Here is a 23,984-nt window from a genome sequence, read left to right as displayed (position 1 = left end):
TAATGAATGGTGTTTGCGGCAAATCTCGGCTTAGCTAAGGCTAAATACGGAAACTTAAGCGCCACTCTTTAATCGGCGCAAGCTTCGCTGCAACCGGCTATCTTCTTCCCGCACAGATAACATCACCTCTTCGATGTAACTTAAATGTTCATTCGAGGCTTCTCTGGCGGCGTCGGGATCACGGCGAACGATAGCAGCGAGCAAGGCGCGTCTGTGATCGTTCGCCATAGTGGAGGCTTCTTCGCGGCGGCTTAAAAGCTCCAGGTTTTGCGCCACATTTTGATGCAGCACAGGGGTTAAACTGAGTACGAGGTGCAACATAGCCACGTTATGTGACGCCTCGGCAACGGCACGGTAAAAACGCACAATGGCGGCGGCTTTCTGTTCGATACTGGTGGCAGCTTCCACCTCGAGGATCATCCGCTTGATATTTTGCATATCGGCGTCTGTGCCACGTAGCGCGGCAAAATAGGCCATCATACCTTCGGTGGCATGACGAAACTCCAGCAAGTCATATTGACTCTCCGGATCGGCATTCATTAACTCAACGATAGGATCGGCAAGGGTTTGCCAGAGTTGCTCTTTGACATAGGTGCCACCGCCCTGGCGGCGCATTAATAACCCTTTCGCCTCAAGCTTTTGAATCGCTTCGCGCAAAGAAGGACGAGACACTTCAAACTGGATAGCCAGCTCGCGTTCAGGCGGCAACTTCTGCCCGGGCTGTAAACTGCCCTCTAGGATCATCCGCTCTAATTGCGCCATGATCACATCAGAAATTTTTGGCTGATTAATTTTACTATAGGCCATTAGGCACTCAGCTCCGTTGTAAATTGGTCTTACCAATTTTTATGAGTGAGCGCACTTTATCAAATCAGACTTTTGATGTCCAGATTGAAAATCAACCTAAAAAGGTGATCCGTCTCAAAAGCAGCAATCTTTTCCAACCGCGCCCACGCTGAGAGAGCATAGCCGAAAAAAATGCCCGCGGGGTCAGACCATTTAACAAAAGCACGGGCTTAGCCCTGCTAGAACGTTGCAAACAACGCAGCTGCTAGGAGAAGCAGAGCGGGCTTCGCCCTACTAGGCGCTGCAAAAAGCGCAGCGGATAGATTCTAGGCTGTCATCCTCGCGAACGCGGGGATCCAGTTTTATGTACTTACGCTCTAGGTTCTAGGTTTTAGAAGGAGCACTTAAGCCGTCATCCTCGCGAACGCGGGGATCCAGCTTTATGTACTTACGCTCTAGGTTCTAGGTTCTAGGTTTTAGAAGGAGCACTTAAGCCGTCATCCTCGCGAACGCGGGGATCCAGCTTTATGTACTTACGCTCTAGGTTCTAGACCCTAGATTCTAGCAGGAGCGAAGCGACGCCCTAGCAGCGCAGCGTCCTTCTTTTAACTCACCAACCCAAAGATAGTCAGTAGTGAAAGTATCGCCACCATCAATGTAAAGTTGCGTTTACTTAACACTAATAATGCCAAAGTCGATTGTACACAAATAGGCGCAGTTGATTCCTCGGGTAAAGGCTGCGCCGCCAATGCCGTTTCAACCACAATAGTTCTGGCGCTGGTATTGAAACTTAACGCACTACTGCACCAGGCAGTCAGTCCTTCACTAAACTGCCCACTTAGGGCATAACCAAAGGCGAATACTCGGCTAGGCAACCAATCTAAAACGGCAACAACATCACTCACCAACGGTAAATTCAAAGACTTGCGCGCATTCTCTTCGGCATAAAAACGTGCTGTGCAATAGAGCATAGCCCCCACAGGGCCTAAGAAAATCAAAAACAGCGCCACGGCGCCGTAGTAGCGGTAGTTAATCCAAGCCACACTCTGGCCCACCTTAGCGCCTAAATCCCGCTCCGATACCGCATCTAAACACTCACTGCAATCGAGTTCCGCCGCAAAGTGATAGCAGGCTTGCACATCGGAGCGACACGCCGCCTGCATATATTTTTTAAAAATATCCCGCTGATTTTGGTGATTAAAACAAATGATAGCGACTAACAGCCACAGGGCTAAACTCAGCAATCCCCATAACATGCCCGAGGCTAACCAACATAAAACATACACCACCAAGGCGGGCAAGATTAAGGCGAGAGCCGTCATAGGCGCGGTTAAAGAGGCCTTATCACCGAAAAAGGTCGACTGATAGGACTGCAATAATCGGTCACATTGCCACGATGCCGGCAGCAGCTTAAGTCGCTCCACTAAAATAGCAATTAACAATGAAAACAATGCCATCGTTCGTACTCCTTGTAAAAAAAACAGGACGGGCTTCGCCCTGCTAGGACGCTGCAAAGAGCGCAGCTGCTAGAAAAAGCAGAGCGGGCTTCGCCCTTCTAGATTCTGCCCTAGCGCTAGCGTCCTTCGTTATTAAGCCGTCATCCTCGCGAACGACTGCATGGTCAATTTTGTTCCATACAAAATATGACATTTCCACCCTCCATGGTAGTCAGATGCAGGAGGTAGAACTCTTTAATTAGCAAGAGTGCAGGAGCAGTTATCGACGCGGGGATCCAGCGTTAACTCCATCGGCAGAAACGTACACCTTAACGTCATCCTCGCGAACGCGGGGATCCAGCGTTAACTCCATCGGCAGAAACGTACACCTTAACGTCATCCTCGCGAACGCGGGGATCCAGCTTTATGTACTTACGCTCTAGATCCTAGAGCGAGCTTGCGAGCGTCCTAGCAGTTGCGCAGCAACGTCCTAGATTCTAAAAGCCGCGCAGCGTTTCTAAATACCGTTCCCAATCAAAGCTTTGTCCTGGATCCGTCTTACGCATTGGTGCGATATCACAATGCCCTACAATCCGCTCTGCACTTAATGATGGATATTGTGCCATTAAGGCTTGGGTTAGCTCCGTCAGTTTCTGATATTGAGCATCAGTGTAGGCGTCAGTATCTGTGCCTTCCAGCTCAATGCCAATAGAGAAATCGTTGCAATTTTCCCGTTCACCATAGCGGGAAACCCCAGCATGCCAAGCCCTATCACCACAACTCACATATTGCACACATTCCCCATCACGGCGGATCAAAAAGTGCGCCGACACCTGCAACCCCACTAAATCGACAAAACTGTCATCGGCTTGGATATCTAAACACCCTTTAAACAATTGATCAATATAAGGTAAACCAAAACATCCCGCTGGTAGGCTGATATTGTGGATCACCAACAAACTCACTTCACCCAAAGGACGCTGATTAAAGTGTGGCGACTCACTACGCCTGGCACCACTGTACCAGCCAAAATCAAAACTCATGTTTACTCCTTAAAAACAGAACGTCGCTACGCGACTGCTAGGAAAAGCAGAGCGGGCTTCGCCCTTCTAGACTCTAAGCTCTAGACTCTAGAAGGAACGAAGTGACGCCCTAGCAGGACGAAGTCCGTCCTAGCAGCGTAGCGTCCTTCTTGGCTTGCAACGTAGCGTCCTTCTTAGCTTTTTGATAACCTTACTTCATACGCAAGCAGGCAGTCTCAGCCATGCCCACTCGCCCGACGTACAAGCGCAAGGATCCCAATCATGTTAGAAAACGATATTCGCCACGCCGTAAAAACCGCCCTCGCCGAAGACCTAGGTGGTACCGAGATTAACGAGCATACCAAAGCCATAGCCTATGGCGATATCACCGCCATGCTGATCCCCGCCGATAAATATGCCGAGGCCACCCTTATCACCCGTGAAGAAGGCGTTTTCTGCGGCAAAGCCTGGGCGGAACAGGTCTTTAATCAACTTGGCGGTGACGTCGCGCTGCATTGGCATGTCGATGATGGCGATCTCGTGCTACCCAACCAAGTATTGTGTGAATTATCGGGCCCCGCCCGCACCATACTCACCGGCGAGCGCACCGCCATGAACTTTATCCAAACCCTTTCGGGCGTGGCCACATTAACCAAGCACTATGTCGATAAACTGGCAGGCACCCATACCCGCCTACTCGACACCCGCAAAACCATTCCCGGCCTACGCACGGCACAAAAATATGCCGTGACCTGTGGCGGCGGCAAAAACCATCGCATTGGCCTCTATGATGCCTTTTTGATTAAAGAAAACCATATCATGGCCTGCTGCGGGATCCGCCAAGCCGTCGATGCCGCCCGCAGTCTGCACCCGAATAAGCCCGTCGAGGTTGAGGTTGAATCCTTAAGCGAACTGGCATTAGCGCTGGATTCTGGCACAGATATCATCATGTTAGATAACTTTGATATCACTATGATGGTCGAGGCTGTCGAACTCAATAACCAATACAAGGCCAAAGGTGCGGGAGCTAAGCTCGAAGTCTCGGGCAATGTCACCCTAGACACCTTAGCCGAGTTTGCCAAAACGGGCGTCGATTATATCTCAGTAGGCGCACTCACTAAGCATGTGCGCGCACTCGATCTATCAATGCGGCTAAAAAGCTAAAAAGGACGCTGCGATTACGGAATTCGGAACGCCGCTTTGCGGCTACAGAACGTCGCTATGCGACTCACCGATAACGGAACGGGCTTCGCCCTTACGGTAAGCGCAGTGTTCCGTCATCCGTAAACCTTATTCCGTAAGCGCAGCGTTCCGTGAGTGAGCCTGCGAACGTTCCGTTATCCGTTATCGTTAACATCCTTCTCCTCATACAAATTAATGACTAAATATTGGCATTAGTCATACTTGCAGCACTTATATTGACTATGTCAAATTTTTGTTAGAACAGAATGCGGTATGCTGCCAGTTTTTTAGACAAAATAATCATTTTATTAATGTTTTCGATAAAATTGTTGTTTCATTTTATTTAACTTTGTACTAACTTTTACAGAGGCGAGATGGCCATAGGCCAACCTCACTAAAGGCAAGCATATGCCATCTGCAAGTTTGTATAAGCCTGCTGTTCTAGGGGATGATACAAAGGATGGAGTAAAGAGGGTGTCAAAAATGTGTCAACCTAAAGTAGGCATAGCAATGAGACCTCAAATATGCTTGATGCGTCACCCTAAAGGTATTGACTGATAACGTGTCCAGCAATGGCTTTAGGGGGAGGTAAAGGTTCATCGTAGGTGAAGCTAAGCTAAAGCAGTAAGCTTTCCCTAACGATAGATCAACTTAAGGTACGGTTGCCGAAAGGTGTATCTTTTAACCATGCTAATTAGCCCTAAGCGCTTAAACTTACATTAACTAGCGGTCGCCTAGAGTTGACTTGTAAAATAAATGTAAAAAAGCTTAGGTTAAACCATAAAAACGTGGCGATATAAGATAGCTACAAGACAGATAGATGACAAAGCGCAAAGCATCAGCAGTGCGATGTTATATATCAAACAAATTAGTAACTTACTGCGTAAGCTGGAGAGATAAAATGAAAGGTCTTCGTTTAAATAAAGGGCTAAATAAGCAAGCTCAAGGTTTTACCTTAATCGAATTAATGATTGTAGTCGCCATTATCGGTATTTTGGCCGCAATCGCACTACCTGCGTATCAAAACTATACGTTAAAAGCTCGTTTTACTGAAATAACAAATGCTAGCGCAGCAGTCAAAACTGCTGTAGAAATCTGCGGGCAAACACTCGGAGCTGTAACCGCTTGTACTGGTGGTTCTAACGGTATACCTGACGATGTAACTGCAGGAGCTGGAATTGTAGGCATTGCAACCGCAGCTGGAAAAATAACAGTAACTCCTCCTACTGATAGTAAACTAGCGGCAGCTGACACCTATGTGTTAACAGGTAGCTTCGCCAACGGAAAGGTTAATTGGGTTGCAACATGTGGTAACTCATCTACAGAGTTTTGCTAAAATTCTCAAGGGGGAACGTTATAAACGCTCCCCTTAAACATTAAATTGAGTTACAGATGCCAACATCCGGTCTTCATTTAGGTTTATCAACCCTCTTTATCCGTAAGGGCCTGCTAAATGAAGAGCAGATGGCCAATGCCATCACCAAATCCCGCCAAACCAAACAAGCCCTAGTCAGCACCTTAGTGCAAGGCCAACTGGTCTCGGCCCGTGCCATTGCCGAATTGTGCTATGAGGAATATGGCACACCGCTACTGGATTTAGCTGAATTTGATATTAGTGCCATCCCCGAAGAATTTATCAATAAAAAACTGATTGAAAAGCACCGCTGCCTGCCGCTGTTTAAACGGGGTAATCGACTGTATATCGGCACCTCAGACCCCACCAATATTGCCGCGCTGGAGGATTTTCAATTTAGCGCAGGCCTACATGCCGAAGCCATTTTGGTGGAGGAAGATAAACTCGCCAAGGCGCTGGAAAAAATCCTCGAAGAAGATATTACCGGCCTCGATTTAGGTGGTATGGATGAGGCGGCCCTGGCGGGGATTGAAATCACCGATACCGATAGGCGCAATGACGAACCCACGGGGGATAGCAGTGACGATGCCCCTATCGTTATTTATATTAATAAAATCCTCACCGATGCCATTCGTAAGGGGGCATCTGACTTGCACTTTGAGCCCTATGAAAAGCGCTACCGCATTCGTTTTCGTATCGATGGGATTTTGCATGAGGTCTCAGAGCCGCCCATTAGCCTAGCGGGCAGATTGTCGGCGCGGTTAAAGGTGATGTCAAAACTCGATATTGCCGAGCGCCGGGTGCCCCAAGATGGCCGGATTAAGATGAAACTCTCCCGCACTAAGTCTATCGACTTTCGGGTGAGCACCCTGCCCACCCTCTGGGGTGAAAAAATTGTAATGCGGATCTTGGACTCCTCCTCCGCTCAATTGGGGATTGAGAAGCTTGGTTATGAGCCGGATCAAGAGAAACTCTATCTAGAAATGCTGGCTAAACCCCAGGGGATGATTTTAGTCACTGGCCCCACGGGTTCGGGTAAAACCGTCTCCCTCTATACTGGATTAAATATCCTTAATACCGAAGAGCGTAATATTTCCACCGCCGAAGATCCGGTGGAAATTAACCTCGAAGGCGTTAACCAAGTACATATTAACCTAAAGGCGGGGCTGACCTTTGCCTCGGCCCTGCGCTCATTTTTACGCCAAGACCCTGATGTAGTTATGGTGGGGGAAATTCGCGACTTAGAAACCGCCGAGATTGCCATTAAAGCGGCGCAAACGGGGCACTTAGTGTTATCGACCCTACATACTAACTCCGCCGCGGAAACCTTAACCCGTTTAATCAATATGGGCGTGCCGGGCTATAATATCGCCAGCTCAGTCAACCTGATTATCGCCCAGCGCTTAGCCCGTAGACTCTGCCCCGAGTGTAAACAACCCGAAACTGTTCCCGAACATGAATTGCAACGCTTAGGCTTTAGCGAGGCGCAAATTACCCAAGGCTTTACCAGCTTTAAACCCGTTGGCTGCGAGCATTGCTCCGGTGGATATAAGGGCCGAGTGGGGATTTATGAGGTGATGAAAATGTCCGATGAAATTGCCCGCACTATTATGGAGGGCGGCAACTCGCTGCAAATTGCCACCCAAGCTAAGGCCCAAGGCATGCGCGATCTGCGCCAATCTGGCTTATTAAAAGTGATACAGGGTGTAACCAGTATTGCCGAAGTCAATCGGGTGACGAGTTTTTAACAGCTGGACGGGCTTCGCCCTGCTAGAACACAGCAAAAAGCGCAGCTGCTAGAAAAAGCAGAGCGGACTTCGCCCTTCTAGACGCTGCAAAGAACGCAGCGGATAGATTCTAGACTCTAGCAGCGAAGCATCCTAGATTTTAGGCTGTCATCCTCGCGTACGACTGCATGGTCAATTTTGTTCCATACAAAATATGACATTTCCACCTTCCATGGTGGTCAGATGCAGGAGGTAGTACTCTTTAATTAGAAATAGTGCAGGAGCAGTTATCGATGCGGGGATCCAGCTTTTAACGCACTTATTTTTTGTATTTTTAAAAATGAAAGAAGTCACTATGGATTCCCGCGTTCGCGGGAATGACGGCAGTGATTCTAGACTCTAGCAGCGAAGCGTCCTAGACTCTAGAAGGAGCGAAGCGACGCCCTAGCAGCGCAGCGTCCTTCTTAGCTTTAAGCGTAGCATCCTAGACTCTAGAAGGAGCGAAGCGTCGCCCTAACAGCGAAGCGTCCTTCTTAGCTTTCAGCGCAGCGCTCTTCTTCGTTTTTCAACCTAACAGGATTATTTATGGCTACGGCAACGACATTAAAAAAGCCCCGCGCCAAAAAGACGGAGCAAAAAGGCCAACCGAAAATTTATACCTTTGAATGGAAAGGGGTAAATCGCGATGGTGCAAAAACCGGAGGTGAACTCAAGGGTGCCACAGTTGCCGAAATAAAAAGCCAGCTTAAATCCCAGGGCGTCAACCCTAAGGTAGTGCGTAAAAAAGCCTCACCATTATTTGCCCGTAATCCCGATATTAAACCTATGGATATTGCCATGGTGACTCGCCAAATTGCCACTATGTTGGCGGCGGGCGTTCCCCTAGTGACCACCATAGAAATGTTAGGCCGCGGCCATGAAAAACTAAAGATGCGTGAACTCCTAGGCACTATCCTGTCGGAAATCCAATCGGGTATTCCCCTATCGGATTCGCTGCGCCCCCATAGGCGTTATTTCGATGATTTATACGTCGACTTAGTCGCAGCGGGTGAGCACTCGGGCTCACTCGATGCGGTATTCGATCGTATTGCCACCTATAGGGAAAAGGCCGAGCAGTTAAAATCGAAAATTAAAAAAGCCATGTTCTACCCAGCCGCCGTTGTCGTAGTTGCCGTCTTAGTCACGACCTTACTATTACTCTTTGTAGTACCGCAATTTGAAGAAATTTTTAACGGTTTTGGCGCCGAATTACCCGCCTTTACCCAACTAATTATTGGTATCTCGCGTTTTTTACAGAGCTCTTGGTATATCTTCTTCGCTATTATTGCCATAAGTATCTGGTTATTTGTGCGCGCCCACCGTAACTCTCAGGCCGTTCGCGATCGCGTCGATGAGCTAGTGCTTAAAATCCCCGTTATCGGCGAGATATTGCATAAAGCGGCTATGGCACGATTTTCCCGTACCTTAGCCACTACTTTTGCGGCTGGGGTGCCGCTTATCGATGGCATGGAATCCGCCGCAGGTGCATCCGGCAATGCGGTCTACCGTAAGGCTCTGCTTAAGGTGCGCCAAGAAGTGATGGCGGGGATGCAAATGAACGTTGCCATGCGCACTACGGGGCTCTTCCCCGATATGTTGATCCAAATGGTGATGATAGGCGAAGAATCGGGCTCCCTAGATAATATGCTCAATAAGGTCGCCAATATTTATGAGATGCAGGTGGATGATGCGGTCGATGGCCTATCGAGCCTAATTGAGCCCATTATGATGGTGGTGATTGGCACACTCGTAGGTGGCCTGATTGTGGGTATGTATCTGCCTATCTTCCAAATGGGAAATATCGTAGGCTAGAGCTTCGCGATTTTAGAATGCCACTGCGTGGCTCACCGTTGACGGAACGGGCTTCGCCCTTACGGTAAGCGCAGCGTTCCGTTATCCGTGAACTCAGTGTTCCGTACGCATAGCATTTTCTTTTTTCGTATTTTTTGTAACTTCTCATAAATAACTTCTTATAAGTAAGAGTATGACTGAATTTATCACTTTATTAGGCCAATCTTTTGGCCAGAGCCCTTGGCTTTTCATCACCTTAAGCTTTATTTTTGCGGCGACTATTGGCAGCTTTTTAAATGTGGTTATCCATCGACTGCCGGTGATGATGAAGCGCGAATGGCAGCAGGAATGTAATCAATATTTACAGGAATACCATGCCGATATAGTTACACAAATCGGTATCGAGAAGCTCAACAAACCCATAGATAACTACCCCGAAAAATATAACCTGATTGTGCCGGGCTCTGCCTGCCCTAAGTGTAAAACCGCGATAAAACCTTGGCATAATTTGCCCATATTCGGCTGGTTAATGCTTAAGGGTAAATGCGCCGCTTGCAATGCCCCCATCTCAAGCCGTTACCCTATTGTTGAATTAATCACGGGTCTTTTGGTGGCCACCTTAGCCTGGCATTTTGGCCCGAGTTGGCAATTTGTGTTTGCTACAGTATTAACCTTTGTGCTTATCGCCCTCACGGGTATCGATTTGGATGAAATGTTACTGCCAGACCAAATGACGTTACCATTACTTTGGCTCGGCTTGATCATCAATATAAACCACACCTTCGCCAGCCCAACCGATGCAATCATCGGCGCGGTGGCGGGCTATTTAAGTTTATGGTCTATTTTCTGGCTATTTAAGTTACTCACAGGCAAGGAAGGCATGGGTTATGGGGACTTTAAACTGCTGGCGGTATTTGGTGCTTGGCTTGGCTGGCAAATGCTCCCCCTTGTGATCCTGCTTTCATCCTTGGTTGGCGCCGTTGTGGGGATCACTATGATAGTCACTAAACGCAATCAACTGGGCAACCCGATCCCCTTCGGCCCCTATATCGCCGCCGCCGGCTGGATAGCTGTGATATGGGGGCAACCGATAGTAGATTGGTATTTAAGTACGCTATAAAACAGGTTGAACTTGCAGATTACGGAACGTTCACAAGCTCACTCACTGAACGCTTCGCTCACCGTAAGGGCGAAGCCCGTTCCGTACACGGTTAGGCCATAGGCCGTTCTGTAAGCAAAGCGTCCTTCTTAACTTTTAAGAGAGAGTTATGTCTAAATTTGTTGTTGGCCTGACGGGGGGTATTGGTAGTGGAAAAACCACCGTTGCCAATTTATTTGCCGCCGAAGGTATTACCCTGGTCGACGCCGATGTGGTTGCCAGGGAAGTCGTTGCCCCAGGTTCGGATGGGCTTAAGGCTATTGTGGCGCATTTTGGGGCGGATATTTTAACTCCAGAGGGCAGTCTCGATCGTGCCAAACTGCGGCAACGAATATTTAGCCATGATGAAGAACGGGAATGGCTGAATCAACTCTTACATCCTATGATCCGCCAAGAAATGCAAAAACAGGTAGAAAATGCGACCTCACCATACGTAATTATGGTCGTACCCTTGCTATTTGAGAATGGGTTAGATAGGTTAGTCAATCGGACTTTAGTGGTGGATATTTCAGCGGATTTGCAAATTAGCCGTACCGTAAAACGGGACAATGTAGATGCAACTCAAGTAAATAACATCATTAATAGCCAATGTAGTCGCAGCGAAAAACTCGCAAGAGCCGACGACATTATTGATAATCAGGGAGAGATATCAACCTTAAAACGAGAGGTGCTAGCATTGCACCAACGCTATTTACACTTATCCGGTACAGATAACGCCCATGACTGACTTAGTTTACGAACAGCCACTAAACGAGAAAATTCGCAGCTATTTGCGGCTCGAATACCTCGATAAGCAGCTGCGTAACAATCTAAGTCACGACCACCAGCATAGATGTTTTTACCCTCTGTTTTCCCTGTGCGAGTTATCGGAACGCTGCGATTATCGCAATGAAGTCTTAAAAGATATTGAACGAAATCTACTGCAACTCTACAAATGGCAAGAGCTCGACCATGTAGACAATGAACAGATAGCCTTTTATATCAATGCCCTCATGCAAGCTCGTGAGCCACTGCAAAGACCCGAGCGCTGTGGTAGCCAACTCAAACAAGACAGATTTTTATCCGCGCTCAGGCAGCGATTTGGCATGCCCGGCGCCTGTTGTAACTTCGATCTCCCCCAATTGCATTATTGGCTGTCTAAACCATGGGAAGAAAGGCAGCAGGATTATCTCACTTGGATTGCCCACTTTGAGCCACTACTCACTCCTATTACCTTACTACTGCAACTGACCCGCAGTACCGCACATTACGATAACGCCGTCGCCCATGCCGGTTTTTACCAAGGTGATAGCGCTCAAGCTTTATCCCTAGTTCGGGTTAAAATTGACGCCACCCAAGGTTGCTACCCTACCATTAGCGGACATAAAAACCGCTATGCGATTCACTTTGTCCAATTCGATCAGCAACGCCACTCCGATAGATCCATCGATTTCTTACTAGCGACCTGCGCCTGAAGCCTTTACACTAACCGCATTGATCCGTTATCCAGTAGTAAGTCACGAGATCCACATTATGCCTTTAACCGTAAACTGCCCGATTTGCAAAACGCCTGTCGAATGGAAGCCAGAATCCGAATTTAAACCTTTCTGTAGTGAACGCTGTAAACTTATCGACCTCGGAGATTGGGCATCTGAAAAGCATGCCATCCCCGTTAAGGCGGAATTCGATCCCGAGGCCTTGGACGAATTTGGCTTCGATGACGATACCTTTTTTAAAGAATAACCAAGGTTAAGCCCCTCTAACAGTAGAAGTTTATTATGACTAAGCGTATCCATGTTGCCGTCGGCATTATCCTCAATTCAGCCCAGCAGATTTTACTGGCCAAACGGCCAGACCACCTGCATCAAGGGGGAAAGTGGGAGTTTCCCGGAGGTAAAGTCGAGTCAGGAGAAACGGTCACTCAGGCCCTAATTCGCGAGTTAAAAGAAGAAGTGGCACTCGATGTCACCTCAAGCGAGCCCTTTATGGCATTAAGCTATGACTATCCCGATAAACAAGTATTGCTCGATATCCACACTGTCAGCGATTTTTCGGGGGAAGCGCAGGGATTGGAGGGGCAACAAATTGCGTGGGTAAACCAACACGATCTTACCGGCTACGATTTCCCCGATGCGAATAAACCGATATTAGACAAAATTTTAGAAAAAGCCGAACTGGCTTAAATTAAAAGCAGGACGGGCTTCGCCCTATCTTTTAAGTCGTCTTCCTCGCGCACGCGGGAATGACGAGAAAGAGTATATAACCCTTAGCAAAGCGCAGCGTCCTAGCTTCTAGCACTTACGTGATCCCGCTTGCAGCAAATTAACAATGGTCTTTTAGAAAATCGAGATTGATGCTTGAATGCGGGCTCACCATTCTTTTTCTTCGATTTCGAGGGCATATCATGCACAATAATGTTAGAGCATTACTCGCCACTACAGCCTTATTTTTTAGTTGTCAGCTATTTGCCAACGGTGGCTGTGGATTTGAAGAACAACAACAGGGCTTGATTGCCACCTGCAGTGAGGAGAAACAAGAAGTGATTTTAACAGGCATAGTTGAAGCGCAGCATTTAGTCACAGAACTCAATGAATTTGCTGAAGGTTATAAAAGCTATCAGGTAGACACTGCGGCGATAACGCCCCTCAAAAACATCACAGAACCAACGGAAATTATAGTAATCATCGGCACTTGGTGCCCAGATTGCCACCGTGAAACCCCGCGCTTTATCCGTATTATGGAACAAGTGGCCAACCTCAATATTAACGTTACCTATATCGGCGTCGATCGCAGCAAGCAAGATCCCGAAGGTCTGGCGGCAAAATATGCGTTTACTCGGATCCCAACTTTTATTATTCAGCAACAGGGTAAAGAAATTGGCCGCATTGTTGAACGCCCAACGGTATCACTCGAACAAGATTTAGCAGATATCTTAAAATAAAGCAGGGCGGGCATAGCCATGCTAGAACGCTTAGCTTTTAGCTTTTAGCTTTTAGCTTTTAGCTTTTAAGCCGTCATCCTCACGTACGACTGCATGGTCAATTTTGTTCCATACAAAATATGACATTTCCACCCTCCATGGTGGTCAGATGCAGGAGATAGAACTCTTTAATTAGAAAGAGTGCAGGAGCAGTTATCGACGCGGGAATGACAACCATGATAGTGCAGTAAAAAGTGCAGCGGATAGTGTCTAGATTCTAGAGCGAGCTTGCGAGAGTCCTAGCAGTTGCGCAGCAACGTCCTAGATTCTGCTTTCAATTATCCGCTGGGCTAGCATCACCAATACACCCTCACGCAGTGCACCACCCGATAAACTCAACTGTTCTATGCTTAGTAATTCAAACAGAGCTAATAGGATAGCAACACCCGCCGCGAAGGTCGGGGCGCGCTCGAGACTTAATCCGAGGAGCCCGGAAAGCAGCTCATCTTCTTGAGCCAGTATTTCAGCCTTAAGTTGGTTCAGCACATTGAGCGTGATAGTTTCTGACAGTTTACGATGCATTAGCACTTCGACCACAGATTGCACCGCACCAGAGGCGCCGACAACACAATGCCAACCAAGGTCACGCAGTGTCTTTCTATGCTCGGCCAATGTGGCTAGAACCTGCTGTTTAGCGTCATCAAAGTCCAATTGTTGCAGCGGCATATTGCTGAAAAATTGCCGATTATAGGTAACGCTTCCCATAGGCAAACTGGTTTTGAACAGGACTTGATGGCCGTCACCAATAATAAACTCAGTACTCGCACCGCCAATATCAATCACTAAGCGACGCCCTTGCCCACAAGTGGTTGCCACCATACCTTGATAGATAAGCTCGGCTTCACGCATACCCGAAATGATATCGATAGAATGACCCAGCAGAGGCAATGCTCGCCGATTAAACTCATCGGCATTATTGATGCAGCGAAGGGTCGCAGTGGCAATCACAGCGACGTGATCTTGATGAATTTTATGTTGGGCTAACATCTGCGCAAACATGCTAAGACAATCGAGGCCACGTTGCATAACCTCTTGATTTAGCGTGCCGTCCTCGTCAATACCTTCGGCTAATCTCACCTTACGCTTATACTTAGCAATAATATGCGGCTGACCACCTTTTGTTTTGGCGATCAGCATATTAAAGCTATTAGAGCCTAGTGTAATGGCGGCATAAGCGGGTGTTGGCATTTACGAATGTCTACGCGTCCTGTCATGGCGAGGTGGACGTCCACCACTACGATGGGCCCCTTGAGGACGACCCGTGCCAGAACGCTCACGTAAATTACGGGTACCACTCGGGTGCTTACGATGGATCTTGACGGGTTGTGGAATATCGTCGAGCAGCGCTGCGCTATCGTAATTACTCACAGGAATAGAATGATTAATATAGCTTTCAATCGCTGGCAAGTTCAGTGCATATTCTTCACAGGCAAAACTGATGGATACCCCTTTGTTACCCGCGCGGCCAGTACGACCGATACGGTGTACATAATCCTCACAATCATCAGGTAAATCATAGTTATAAACATGGGACACATCAGAAATATGCAAGCCGCGGGCTGCAACATCGGTCGCCACTAAGATATCTAATTGGCCACTGGTAAATTGCTCAAGAATACGAATGCGTTTCTTCTGCGGCACATCACCCGTTAACAATCCTACGCGGTGACCATCGCCCTCAAGCCAAGACCATAAATTTTCACAGCTGTGCTTAGTGTTTGAAAAAACGATGGCTTTTTCGGGCCAATCCTCTTCAATCAAGGTCAATAGCAAACGCATCTTCTCTTCTTGGGAAGGATAGAAGATTTCTTCTTTGATGTTCTTGGAGGTTTTTTCTTCGGGGGCAATCTCAACCTTAACCGGATCATTCATATGATCGTAGGCCAGTTCCTGCACCTTCATCGATAAGGTCGCCGAGAACAACATATTCAGGCGCTTATTCGACTCGGGCATACGCCTAAAGAGAAAACGTATATCTTTGATAAAGCCTAAATCGAACATCCGATCCGCTTCATCTAATACCACAGCCTGAATCGAATTGAGACCGATAATCCCTTGGCGAACGTAGTCAATAATACGGCCAGTGGTACCAATCAGGATATCCACGCCTTGATCGAGCACCTTACGCTGCACGTCATAACTCTCACCACCGTAAACAATACCCACCTTCAAATGGGTATGCTTAGCCAGTAAAATCGCGTCTTTGGCGATTTGAATAGCCAGCTCACGGGTCGGTGCCATGATAATGGCACGGGGTTGATTTAGCTGACGGCCTTCAGGAATAGGCGTCGATAATAAATGGTTAAATGTGGCAACCAAAAACGCCATTGTCTTGCCAGTACCCGTTTGGGCCTGACCAGCGATATCTTTTGATTGAAGTAATACGGGTAATGATAACGCCTGGATTGGCGTACAAAATTCAAAGCCGTTTTCTGCAAGAGCCTGTTTTACCTCTGGATGTAGAGGAAGGTCGGCAAATTTTTGGGTAGATAAATGTGTTTCGCTCATAGCGCAAGCATACCATTTGGGGTTGCAATAAGATACTCGATCGTTTGAAATAGCCACATTGTAAAAAGGTAACTTGAAAAGCTATTTTTCAACCCCAATATACATGGTAAGCCATTAACAAACCAGCAATGGCAACCAAACTGGAGAACATCATGAGCGATAAAATTATATACCTGAGTGACGACAGCTTCGAAAACGACGTATTAAAGTCTGATTTACCAGTATTGGTAGACTTCTGGGCAGAGTGGTGTGGTCCTTGTAAAATGATCGCGCCAATCCTAGATGACGTAGCTGAAGAGTACGCAGGTCGTGTCACTATCGCTAAATTAAACGTTGATCAAAACAATGTTTCTCCTGCGAAATACGGTGTTCGTGGTATCCCAACTTTACTGTTATTCAAGAACGGTGAATTGGCGGCCACTAAAGTTGGCGCATTATCTAAAACTCAATTAAAAGAGTTTATCGACGCACAAATCTAATTTGTTGTCGTATTGAGTGACCTCCGGCACAGGCTATAAATTAATTGTGCCGGAATCCCCCTAAATTTCTGGACGCCCTGCTTTGTTAGTGCTACTTTAATAACCAGATTCTTTCTAACTAAACCACTTCTCGCTCGTCAATCACTATCCTGAATCACAAACTTTACTGATTGATCGCGGTAAGCTTTGTCGCGTAACACAAGACCCCCAAAATGAACTTAACTGAATTAAAAGACACGCCGATATCCGACCTAGTCTCGCTAGCCGAAAATATGAAACTCGAAAATATGGCCCGCGCTCGTAAGCAGGACATTATTTTCTCAATCCTTAAAGCCCACGCCAAAAGTGGAGAAGACATTTTCGGTGGTGGCGTATTAGAAATACTCCAAGACGGTTTCGGCTTCTTGCGCAGCTCAGACGGTTCTTATTTGGCCGGACCAGACGACATTTACGTCTCACCAAGCCAAATTCGCCGCTTCAACATGCGAACGGGTGACACCATTTTTGGTAAAATCCGTCCACCCAAAGAAGGTGAACGTTATTTTGCCCTATTGAAAGTCAATGAAGTTAACTTCGATAAACCAGAAAACTCTCGCAATAAAATCCTCTTTGAAAACTTAACCCCACTCCACGCAGAAGAACGTATGCGGATGGAGCGCGGCAACGGCTCAACTGAAGACATCACTGCCCGTATTCTGGATTTATGCTCGCCAATCGGTAAGGGTCAACGTGGTTTGATCGTTGCACCACCTAAAGCGGGTAAAACCTTATTACTGCAAAACATTGCTCAATCCATTACCTATAACAACCCTGAAGTGGTGTTGATGGTATTGCTGATCGATGAACGCCCTGAAGAAGTGACCGAGATGCAACGCCTTGTGAAAGGTGAAGTTATCGCATCAACCTTCGATGAGCCAGCGAGCCGTCACGTACAAGTGGCCGAAATGGTGATTGAAAAGGCTAAACGCCTCGTAGAACACAAGAAAGATGTGGTGATCCTGCTCGACTCTATCACTCGTCTAGCCCGCGCCTATAACACTGTGATTCCTTCATCGGGCAAAGTGTTAACCGGTGGTGTGGATGCTAACGCCCTGCACCGTCCAAAACGCTTCTTCGGCGCAGCACGTAACATCGAACACGGCGGCAGCTTAACCATTATCGCCACCGCATTGGTCGATACAGGTTCTAAGATGGACGAAGTGATCTACGAAGAATTCAAAGGCACAGGTAACCAAGAACTGCATCTGTCACGTAAAGCGGCAGAAAAGCGTGTGTTCCCAGCCATTGACTTCAACCGCAGCGGTACACGTCGTGAAGAAAAGCTCACTAATCCAGATGAGCTACAAAAAATGTGGATCCTGCGTAAGATCTTAAATCCTATGGATGAAGTCAGCGCAATGGAATTCTTAATTGATAAATTGGCGATGACCAAAACCAATGAAGAGTTCTTTACTGCGATGAAACGCGCTAAGTCCTAGTCTCAGTCTTAGTCTTAGTCTTAGTCTCAACGTCGATCTCACCAAAAAGCCGCAGTGAATATTGCGGCTTTTTTGTGCCCAGTAGATAAACGAAGGCTCTAGAATCTAGAAGGAGCGTACGACTGCATGGTCAATTTTGTTCCATACAAAATATGACATTTCCACCCTCCATGGTGGTCAGATGCAGGAGGTAGAATAACGCTGGAGCAGTTATCGAGCGACATCCTACAGCGAAGCATCCTTCTTAGCTTTCAGCGAAGCGTTCTAGTTCCTATGGGCTGTTTTTACACCAATGTCATCGCCATTTTACGGCGCAGATAGGCGATTTGTTGCATATGCGGTAAATCCTTAGGGCAGTTATCTTGGCAGCCGAGTAAGGTCATACAACCAAATACCCCATCCTGATTACCGATCACATGGTAAAAATCCTCCGCGGTGCGAGCATCGCGGCTGTCCATCTCAAAACGGGCGATTTTCATCATGCCTACGGCGCCAACAAAGGTTTCACGCATTTGCTTAGTCGCACAGGCTGAAACGCACACCCCACATTCGACGCAGCGCTCTAATTCATATAAACGTGCGGCTTCATCAGGATCCATAGGATCTTCGAGGCGATGCACATTGATATCGTTAGATTTTGGATGCAACCACAGCTTTAAGCGTTCGGCGAGTTCACGCATAAATTTACCCGTGTTAACCGATAAATCGCCAATCAACTCAAAGCCTGGTAGCGGCATAAGGGTAATTTCACCCTTAGGATATTTGGCAGTTAAAGTGCGGCAAGCTAGCGTCGGGAAACCGTTGATCACCATAGCGCAGCTACCGCAAATACCGGCGCGGCAGACAAAATCAAATTGCAGTGAAGTGTCTTGCTCTTCCCTGAGTTTATTCAGGGCGATAAATACCGTCATTCCAGGGGTTTCAGTTAACTGATAACGCACCATTTTAGGTTTATCGTTTGACTCCTGCGGATCATAACGAAAGATATTAAAGGTGAGCGTTCGACCTTGGCTCATTATGATTTTTCTCCTAACGCATTGGCAGATGGACTTTTTAAAGTATCACTTAATCGTTCGTTCTTAGGTTGCAGACTCGGTGGTAACTCAAAGGGCATTAGGGCCCGTTGCCGCTGATAACGGTCCACATCCTCACCTAGCTCTGCCAGAATTTCGACAATTTGCTGCTCGCGCTTTTCGGTATCGGGATGCACTATGGCGTTGTTGATACCATAGCCACGATAACCCGGCGGTAGCTCCATCTTCATCACATCGAGCGCTTCGTAATTCAGCACGGGTTCGAGGGCATCGGTATCGGGCCAACTCGCTAGGGTGCGATTTAACCAATCGCGGTCATTGCGCTGCGGAAAATCCTCACGGGCATGGGCGCCGCGGCTCTCGGTACGCGCGGCAGCGCCACAGGCCACGGTCAGCGCGACTTTGAGCATACGCTTAACCCGCAGGGCTTCGACTAATTCGGGATTGGCGTGACGTTTTTTACACTTGAGCCCGAGCTTGCGCGAACGCTCCAGCAACACTTTAAGTTCAGCAACGGCTTTATCAAGCTCGAGGCCATTACGGAAGATCCCCACATAATTCATCATAATGCGCTGCATTTCGCGCTTAAGCTCGAAGGGGTTTTCGTGACCATCGCCCTCGACTAAGGTGTCGATTTCACCTTGAACCTGATGCATAAACTGTTCGGCAAGTTTGGTGTTGATTTCAAGGCTATTATTCTCACAAAAATCAGCCACATACTTACCAATAATCATACCACCGACCACAGTTTCGGCCAGCGAATTCCCCCCTAAACGGTTAAAGCCATGCATATCCCAGCAGGCCGCCTCACCGACACTGAACAAACCTTTAAGCTGTGGACTTTCACCCGTGGCATTAGTGCGAATACCGCCCATGGAGTAATGCTGGGTTGGGCGCACCGGGATCCAGTCTTTAGCGGGATCGATACCGAGGAAGTTTTCACAAATTTCCTGCACTTCACGCAGGTTAGTTTCAATGTGTTTACGGCCCAGCAGGGTAATATCCAGCCATAGATGCGGCCCATAGGGGCTATCGACCCCCTTACCTTTACGTATATGTTCCGTCATACGGCGCGATACCACATCTCGGGACGCCAACTCTTTCTTATCCGGTTCATAATCCGGCATAAAGCGATAACCGTCTTTATCACGCAATAATCCGCCATCACCCCGGCAACCTTCAGTGGTTAAAATCCCCACGGGCACGATGGCGGTAGGATGGAATTGCACCGCTTCCATATTGCCTAGGGTGGCGACACCCGTTTCTAGCGCTAAGGCTTGGCCTATCCCTTCACAGATAATCGCATTGGTCGACACTTCATAAATACGACCATAGCCGCCAGTCGCAATCGTGGTTGACTTAGCCACATAGGCGCGTAACTCACCGCTGATAAGGCAACGGGCAATCACCCCATGGCAGCGTTTACCATCGTGAATAAGTGCCAGGGCTTCGATACGCTCATGCACAGGGATGTCCATGGAAATCGCTTTGTTATCCATAGCATATAATAGCGAGTGACCCGTGCCGTCGGCGGTATAACAAGTGCGCCATTTTTTTGTGCCACCAAAGTCACGGGCATTGATTAGTCCGTGCGCCTCCTGTGCCTCATGCAGCGTCACCTTTTGCGCGTTGACTATCACGTCCCTTGGGCCAGCCGTCACCCTCGACCAAGGCACCCCCCAGTTGGCTAGCTCACGCACCGCCTTAGGTGCGCAGTGGGCAAACATACGCGCGACCTCTTGGTCGCATCCCCAGTCGGAACCTTTCACAGTGTCTTGAAAATGCACATCTTCATCGTCACCCATTCCCTTAACTGCATTACCTAAGCTCGCCTGCATTCCCCCTTGTGCGGCTGCCGAATGTGAACGTTTGGCAGGGATAAGCGATAAAACTAAGGTATCGAGCCCACGCTCTTTGGAGGCAATCGCCACCCTTAAGCCTGCTAGCCCCGCACCAACCACTAATGAATCGGTATAAATCAGTTTCACGCCTGCTCCTTAATGGGATCTGCTGTTATTGTCGGGTTTATTCTCATATTATTTTTGCTGCACAGTGCTTCATTACTAGTTGGTTTTATTAATTTTTAACTTGCATGGGGTAGAAATGCCAACAGTGAAGCAATCCCCACAGTGATAAATAGTACGCTGACAATGGTCTTAATTTTTCTCAGCCGGCTACGGCTATTGAGATCCCGCGCAGCCCCCCACTTTAACGCCACACGGTAAATGCCAATGGCCGCATGTAACTCCACAGTGAGTAATAGCGGTAGATACACCATCCACACGCCTTGGTTCCAAATACGATCGGCGCTGCCCTGCGGACCTATGGTTTCGGGCGCTGAGCCGATGAGCCATAAATGCACTGGCAGTAGCAGTAAAATCACTACCCCAGTGATGGCCTGCCAGCGCCACAGACGTGTATCGCCATGGTTGATCACTTGCATTTGTTGCTGCAGGGCCCTTTGCTGACGCAGACTCATCGGCAATTTTTGTAGTGCTACCAGCACATGCACTAAGGCCAAAGCCGCAATACCTACGGCAATACAAGTGACGACCCAGGGATAACCATGACCATCGGCGGAGAGAAAACTCAGCTCCATAGTGCGTGCCACCCAACTCATAGCATCGCTTCCCAATAAGATCGATGACACAAGCACTAAGTGAGTCCATAAAAACACCGCGAGAATGACTCCCGATAAACTCTGGCTTAGATCCAGCCACGCACTCCATTTTTTTATATTTAGTTTAATCGCCATCGTTCTTGCCTCGCGCCGTTAGCTCTATCGAGCCAATCCCATAAGTCCCATTACTCAAAATTAATATCGCTCACAAATCCACCCCAAAACCTGAGTTAGATCAAATAGGAGACGAATAATTAATCGAATGCTTAAATATTAGCAGCGAAACAAAATACTGCTGCCGAGAGTTGAAACAACTCACTCCAGATGCAGCAGTATCGGGTTTCTAATTAGTGGGGTACAAAGGGTTGTACCGGGATGCTCAGCTCGCTACCAATGAAGATATAAGAAACAAGGCTAGCAGCACCTAGGCACAATAAGTAAATGATCAACACCTTAGCGAGTTTACGTAGACCAGAGCGGTTTAAGATCAGGCCCCACTTGACCGCCACGCGGTACAAACCAATCATGGCGTGTATCACCACAGCAGGCAGCAATAGCGCGTATAACAACCAAGCGTTATCGTGATAAACCCGCTCGGCCGATAAATGCGGGCCAATTTCGGGATTTAAAATCATGGTAAAGAGATGCACTGGCACGAGGAAAAATAGAATAAAGCCAGTGATCAGTTGCCAAAACCACGCATGGGTATCTTTATGCTTAATGCCCCCAAGGTGTGAGCGCAGCGCCCGCCATTGCCCGAGTTGTGCCGGAAAGCGCCTTAGCGCTACGGCGGCATGCACTATCACCACTAACAAGATCAATACGGAGAACATTTTAGTAACAATGGGAAAGCCGTGGCCCGTGCTGCTAAACATACCGCCTTCGAGCAACTGAACGACATGGTAAAACACCTCTTTACCCAGCAAAATACTCGACTCAAAATGCATATGCAGCAACAGGAAACAACCGAGTAAAATACCCGTTGCACTCTGCAGTCTATCCGCCTTCGCCGACCAAGGGTGGCCTAGCGAGGTTGTGCTCACCCTAGTGTGAACGCGCGTTACGCTTGTCATCTTGCATCTACCTTTGTGGTTTATCGTTGGCACCTCTTGGCAAACTACACCATAGCAGTAACAAAAATCATCGTTCAGTGTCACAGATTTAAAGCGTGAGCCAACTCACTATGCAGAGTGGAACTCTTAGAAGACGATCACAAAAAACGAGTCAAAACCAAACAAAGGTAAAACCAATTAGCCAATATTTTCATAGTGTTATATTAAACAATAAAACTGACAATTCGTTTTTTAACACCAATCCGTACTCACCAGCTAACACCTTGTCGTATAGACAAAAGTGCAATACCACGATAGTCAGTCATAGAACCTAAACCCTAGTGATAACCAAACGACCTTACCTAAAACGCGTTAAATTCCCGCCAAATCCTGCATTTTGAAATAGTTTGGGTATACAATACCGCGATATTTTGAACCCTTAGCGTTTGCACACTCAGCCACAGGATGCCCCCATGCCTTGGATCCAACTCCGTATCAACACCAATAGCGACGACGCTGAAACCATCAGCGACTTGCTCATGGAAGAAGGCTCAGTCTCTATCACCTTCGAAGACGGTAAAGACACCCCTATTTTTGAACCTAAACTGGGCGAAACCCCACTGTGGCGCGATACCGTTGTCGTTGCCTTATTCGATGCAGAAACCGATCTGACACCGACCATCGCCATGTTGAAAACCTTGCCCTTCCTCGGCGAGAACTTCAGCCATAAGGTCGAACAAATTGAAGATAAAGACTGGGTGCGCGAATGGATGGATAACTTCCACCCCATCCAATTCGGCACGCGTCTGTGGATCTGCCCAAGCTGGCGCGAGATCCCCGATCCAACCGCAGTCAATGTGATCCTCGATCCCGGTCTTGCCTTCGGCACAGGCACTCACCCTACAACTGCACTGTGTTTAGAGTGGCTAGACAGCTTAGATTTAAGCGATGCAGAAGTGATCGACTTTGGCTGTGGCTCTGGCATCTTAGCCGTGGCCGCACTGAAACTGGGCGCGAAAAAGGTCACAGGTATCGATATCGACTATCAAGCCATCGACGCCTCGCGGGCTAACGCCGAGCGCAATGATGTCGCCGACAAGCTAGCCTTGTACTTACCAGAAGACCAACCCGCCGATCTCAAGGCCGACGTACTGGTCGCCAACATTCTTGCTGGCCCACTGCGTGAATTAGCACCTTTGATCGCAGAACGCGTAAAAACCGGCGGCAAACTTGCCCTTTCCGGTCTCCTCAAAGAACAAGCCCAAGAAATCTCTGACTTTTATAGCCAATGGTTCGATATGGACGCAGCGGCTCACAAAGAAGATTGGAGCCGCTTGACAGGCAAGCGTAAATAGCGC

At 47.9% G+C, this 23,984-nt stretch carries 22 protein-coding genes; 13 read left to right on the top strand and 9 right to left on the bottom strand.

Translation table 11 applies throughout. The features are described from left to right. Positions 1-54 precede the first annotated feature (54 nt). The 3 genes from pdhR to ampD form a co-directional block, all read right to left on the bottom strand. The gene (pdhR, locus tag COW15_RS04405) at positions 55-807 is read right to left on the bottom strand and encodes a pyruvate dehydrogenase complex transcriptional repressor PdhR (RefSeq protein WP_253990021.1); all 753 of its coding nucleotides are present in this window, start codon (positions 805-807) and stop codon (positions 55-57) included. A 584-nt stretch (positions 808-1,391) separates the two neighbouring features. Further along, the gene (ampE, locus tag COW15_RS04400) at positions 1,392-2,243 is read right to left on the bottom strand and encodes a beta-lactamase regulator AmpE (protein WP_293630396.1); all 852 of its coding nucleotides are present in this window, start codon (positions 2,241-2,243) and stop codon (positions 1,392-1,394) included. A gap of 476 nt (positions 2,244-2,719) precedes the next feature. After that, positions 2,720-3,265 (bottom strand): 1,6-anhydro-N-acetylmuramyl-L-alanine amidase AmpD, encoded by a 546-nt coding sequence (gene ampD / locus COW15_RS04395; RefSeq protein ID WP_293630395.1) that lies wholly within the window; start codon positions 3,263-3,265, stop codon positions 2,720-2,722. Positions 3,266-3,526: 261 nt separating this feature from the next. Here ampD and nadC point away from each other — a divergent pair, with 261 nt between their 5' ends. The 10 genes from nadC (at position 3,527) to COW15_RS04345 (ending at position 13,416) form a co-directional block, all read left to right on the top strand. Then, the gene (nadC, locus tag COW15_RS04390) at positions 3,527-4,408 is read left to right on the top strand and encodes a carboxylating nicotinate-nucleotide diphosphorylase (RefSeq protein WP_293630394.1); all 882 of its coding nucleotides are present in this window, start codon (positions 3,527-3,529) and stop codon (positions 4,406-4,408) included. A gap of 919 nt (positions 4,409-5,327) precedes the next feature. Further along, on the top strand, positions 5,328-5,762 hold the full coding sequence (locus COW15_RS04385) for a prepilin-type N-terminal cleavage/methylation domain-containing protein (RefSeq protein WP_293630393.1): 435 nt from the start codon (positions 5,328-5,330) through the stop codon (positions 5,760-5,762). 56 nt (positions 5,763-5,818) lie between these two features. After that, positions 5,819-7,528: a type IV-A pilus assembly ATPase PilB gene (gene pilB / locus COW15_RS04380; protein WP_293630392.1), complete on the top strand. Its 1,710-nt coding sequence runs from the start codon at positions 5,819-5,821 to the stop codon at positions 7,526-7,528. A gap of 564 nt (positions 7,529-8,092) precedes the next feature. Then, positions 8,093-9,358 carry a type II secretion system F family protein gene (locus COW15_RS04375; RefSeq protein WP_293630391.1) on the top strand — a complete coding sequence of 422 codons (1,266 nt, stop codon included), beginning with the start codon at positions 8,093-8,095 and terminating at the stop codon, positions 9,356-9,358. A 172-nt stretch (positions 9,359-9,530) separates the two neighbouring features. Continuing rightward, on the top strand, positions 9,531-10,457 hold the full coding sequence (locus COW15_RS04370) for an A24 family peptidase (protein ID WP_293630390.1): 927 nt from the start codon (positions 9,531-9,533) through the stop codon (positions 10,455-10,457). 148 nt (positions 10,458-10,605) lie between these two features. After that, the gene (coaE, locus tag COW15_RS04365) at positions 10,606-11,223 is read left to right on the top strand and encodes a dephospho-CoA kinase (RefSeq protein ID WP_293630389.1); all 618 of its coding nucleotides are present in this window, start codon (positions 10,606-10,608) and stop codon (positions 11,221-11,223) included. After that, positions 11,216-11,950, top strand: coding sequence for a cell division protein ZapD (gene zapD, locus COW15_RS04360; RefSeq protein ID WP_293630388.1), 735 nt, complete (start codon positions 11,216-11,218; stop codon positions 11,948-11,950). Before coaE ends, zapD begins: the two co-directional genes overlap by 8 nt. Positions 11,951-12,008: 58 nt before the next feature. Next, entirely contained in the window at positions 12,009-12,218 is a 210-nt protein-coding gene (yacG, locus tag COW15_RS04355; RefSeq protein WP_293630387.1) for a DNA gyrase inhibitor YacG, read from the top strand. Positions 12,219-12,253: 35 nt separating this feature from the next. Next, on the top strand, positions 12,254-12,658 hold the full coding sequence (mutT, locus tag COW15_RS04350; protein ID WP_293630386.1) for an 8-oxo-dGTP diphosphatase MutT: 405 nt from the start codon (positions 12,254-12,256) through the stop codon (positions 12,656-12,658). A 221-nt stretch (positions 12,659-12,879) separates the two neighbouring features. Beyond that, a complete protein-coding gene (locus tag COW15_RS04345; protein WP_293630385.1) occupies positions 12,880-13,416 on the top strand; it encodes a thioredoxin family protein in 537 nt (178 codons plus the stop codon). 300 nt (positions 13,417-13,716) lie between these two features. Here the strand turns inward: COW15_RS04345 and COW15_RS04340 are convergent, their stop codons facing one another. Continuing rightward, complete coding sequence (locus COW15_RS04340; RefSeq protein ID WP_293630384.1) at positions 13,717-14,643, bottom strand: exopolyphosphatase; 927 nt, start codon at positions 14,641-14,643, stop codon at positions 13,717-13,719. Further along, entirely contained in the window at positions 14,644-15,963 is a 1,320-nt protein-coding gene (gene rhlB, locus COW15_RS04335; protein ID WP_293630383.1) for an ATP-dependent RNA helicase RhlB, read from the bottom strand. 152 nt (positions 15,964-16,115) lie between these two features. Between rhlB and trxA the strand changes: the two genes are divergently transcribed. Both trxA and rho read left to right on the top strand, forming a co-directional pair. Next, complete coding sequence (trxA, locus tag COW15_RS04330) at positions 16,116-16,442, top strand: thioredoxin TrxA (protein ID WP_037459347.1); 327 nt, start codon at positions 16,116-16,118, stop codon at positions 16,440-16,442. Between the two features lie 212 nt (positions 16,443-16,654). Then, positions 16,655-17,920 carry a transcription termination factor Rho gene (gene rho / locus COW15_RS04325; RefSeq protein WP_293630382.1) on the top strand — a complete coding sequence of 422 codons (1,266 nt, stop codon included), beginning with the start codon at positions 16,655-16,657 and terminating at the stop codon, positions 17,918-17,920. A 284-nt stretch (positions 17,921-18,204) separates the two neighbouring features. Here rho and COW15_RS04320 read toward each other — a convergent pair whose 3' ends face one another. From COW15_RS04320 to COW15_RS04305, 4 genes are all read right to left on the bottom strand, one after another. Further along, positions 18,205-18,936, bottom strand: a complete 732-nt coding sequence (locus COW15_RS04320; protein ID WP_293630381.1) for a fumarate reductase iron-sulfur subunit — start codon at positions 18,934-18,936, stop codon at positions 18,205-18,207. Then, the gene (locus COW15_RS04315; RefSeq protein WP_293630380.1) at positions 18,936-20,942 is read right to left on the bottom strand and encodes a fumarate reductase flavoprotein subunit; all 2,007 of its coding nucleotides are present in this window, start codon (positions 20,940-20,942) and stop codon (positions 18,936-18,938) included. Before COW15_RS04315 ends, COW15_RS04320 begins: the two co-directional genes overlap by 1 nt. Positions 20,943-21,037: 95 nt before the next feature. Next, positions 21,038-21,709: a fumarate reductase cytochrome b subunit gene (locus COW15_RS04310; RefSeq protein ID WP_293630379.1), complete on the bottom strand. Its 672-nt coding sequence runs from the start codon at positions 21,707-21,709 to the stop codon at positions 21,038-21,040. A 212-nt stretch (positions 21,710-21,921) separates the two neighbouring features. Next, positions 21,922-22,647: a fumarate reductase cytochrome b subunit gene (locus COW15_RS04305; RefSeq protein WP_293630378.1), complete on the bottom strand. Its 726-nt coding sequence runs from the start codon at positions 22,645-22,647 to the stop codon at positions 21,922-21,924. A gap of 452 nt (positions 22,648-23,099) precedes the next feature. Here COW15_RS04305 and prmA point away from each other — a divergent pair, with 452 nt between their 5' ends. Then, positions 23,100-23,981 (top strand): 50S ribosomal protein L11 methyltransferase, encoded by an 882-nt coding sequence (gene prmA, locus COW15_RS04300; protein WP_293630377.1) that lies wholly within the window; start codon positions 23,100-23,102, stop codon positions 23,979-23,981. The last annotated feature ends 3 nt before the right edge of the window (positions 23,982-23,984 follow it).

Source organism: Shewanella sp. CG12_big_fil_rev_8_21_14_0_65_47_15 (genome assembly GCF_002783505.1).
Classification (GTDB): domain Bacteria; phylum Pseudomonadota; class Gammaproteobacteria; order Enterobacterales; family Shewanellaceae; genus Shewanella.
This window is presented reverse-complemented; position numbering and strand designations above follow the sequence as displayed.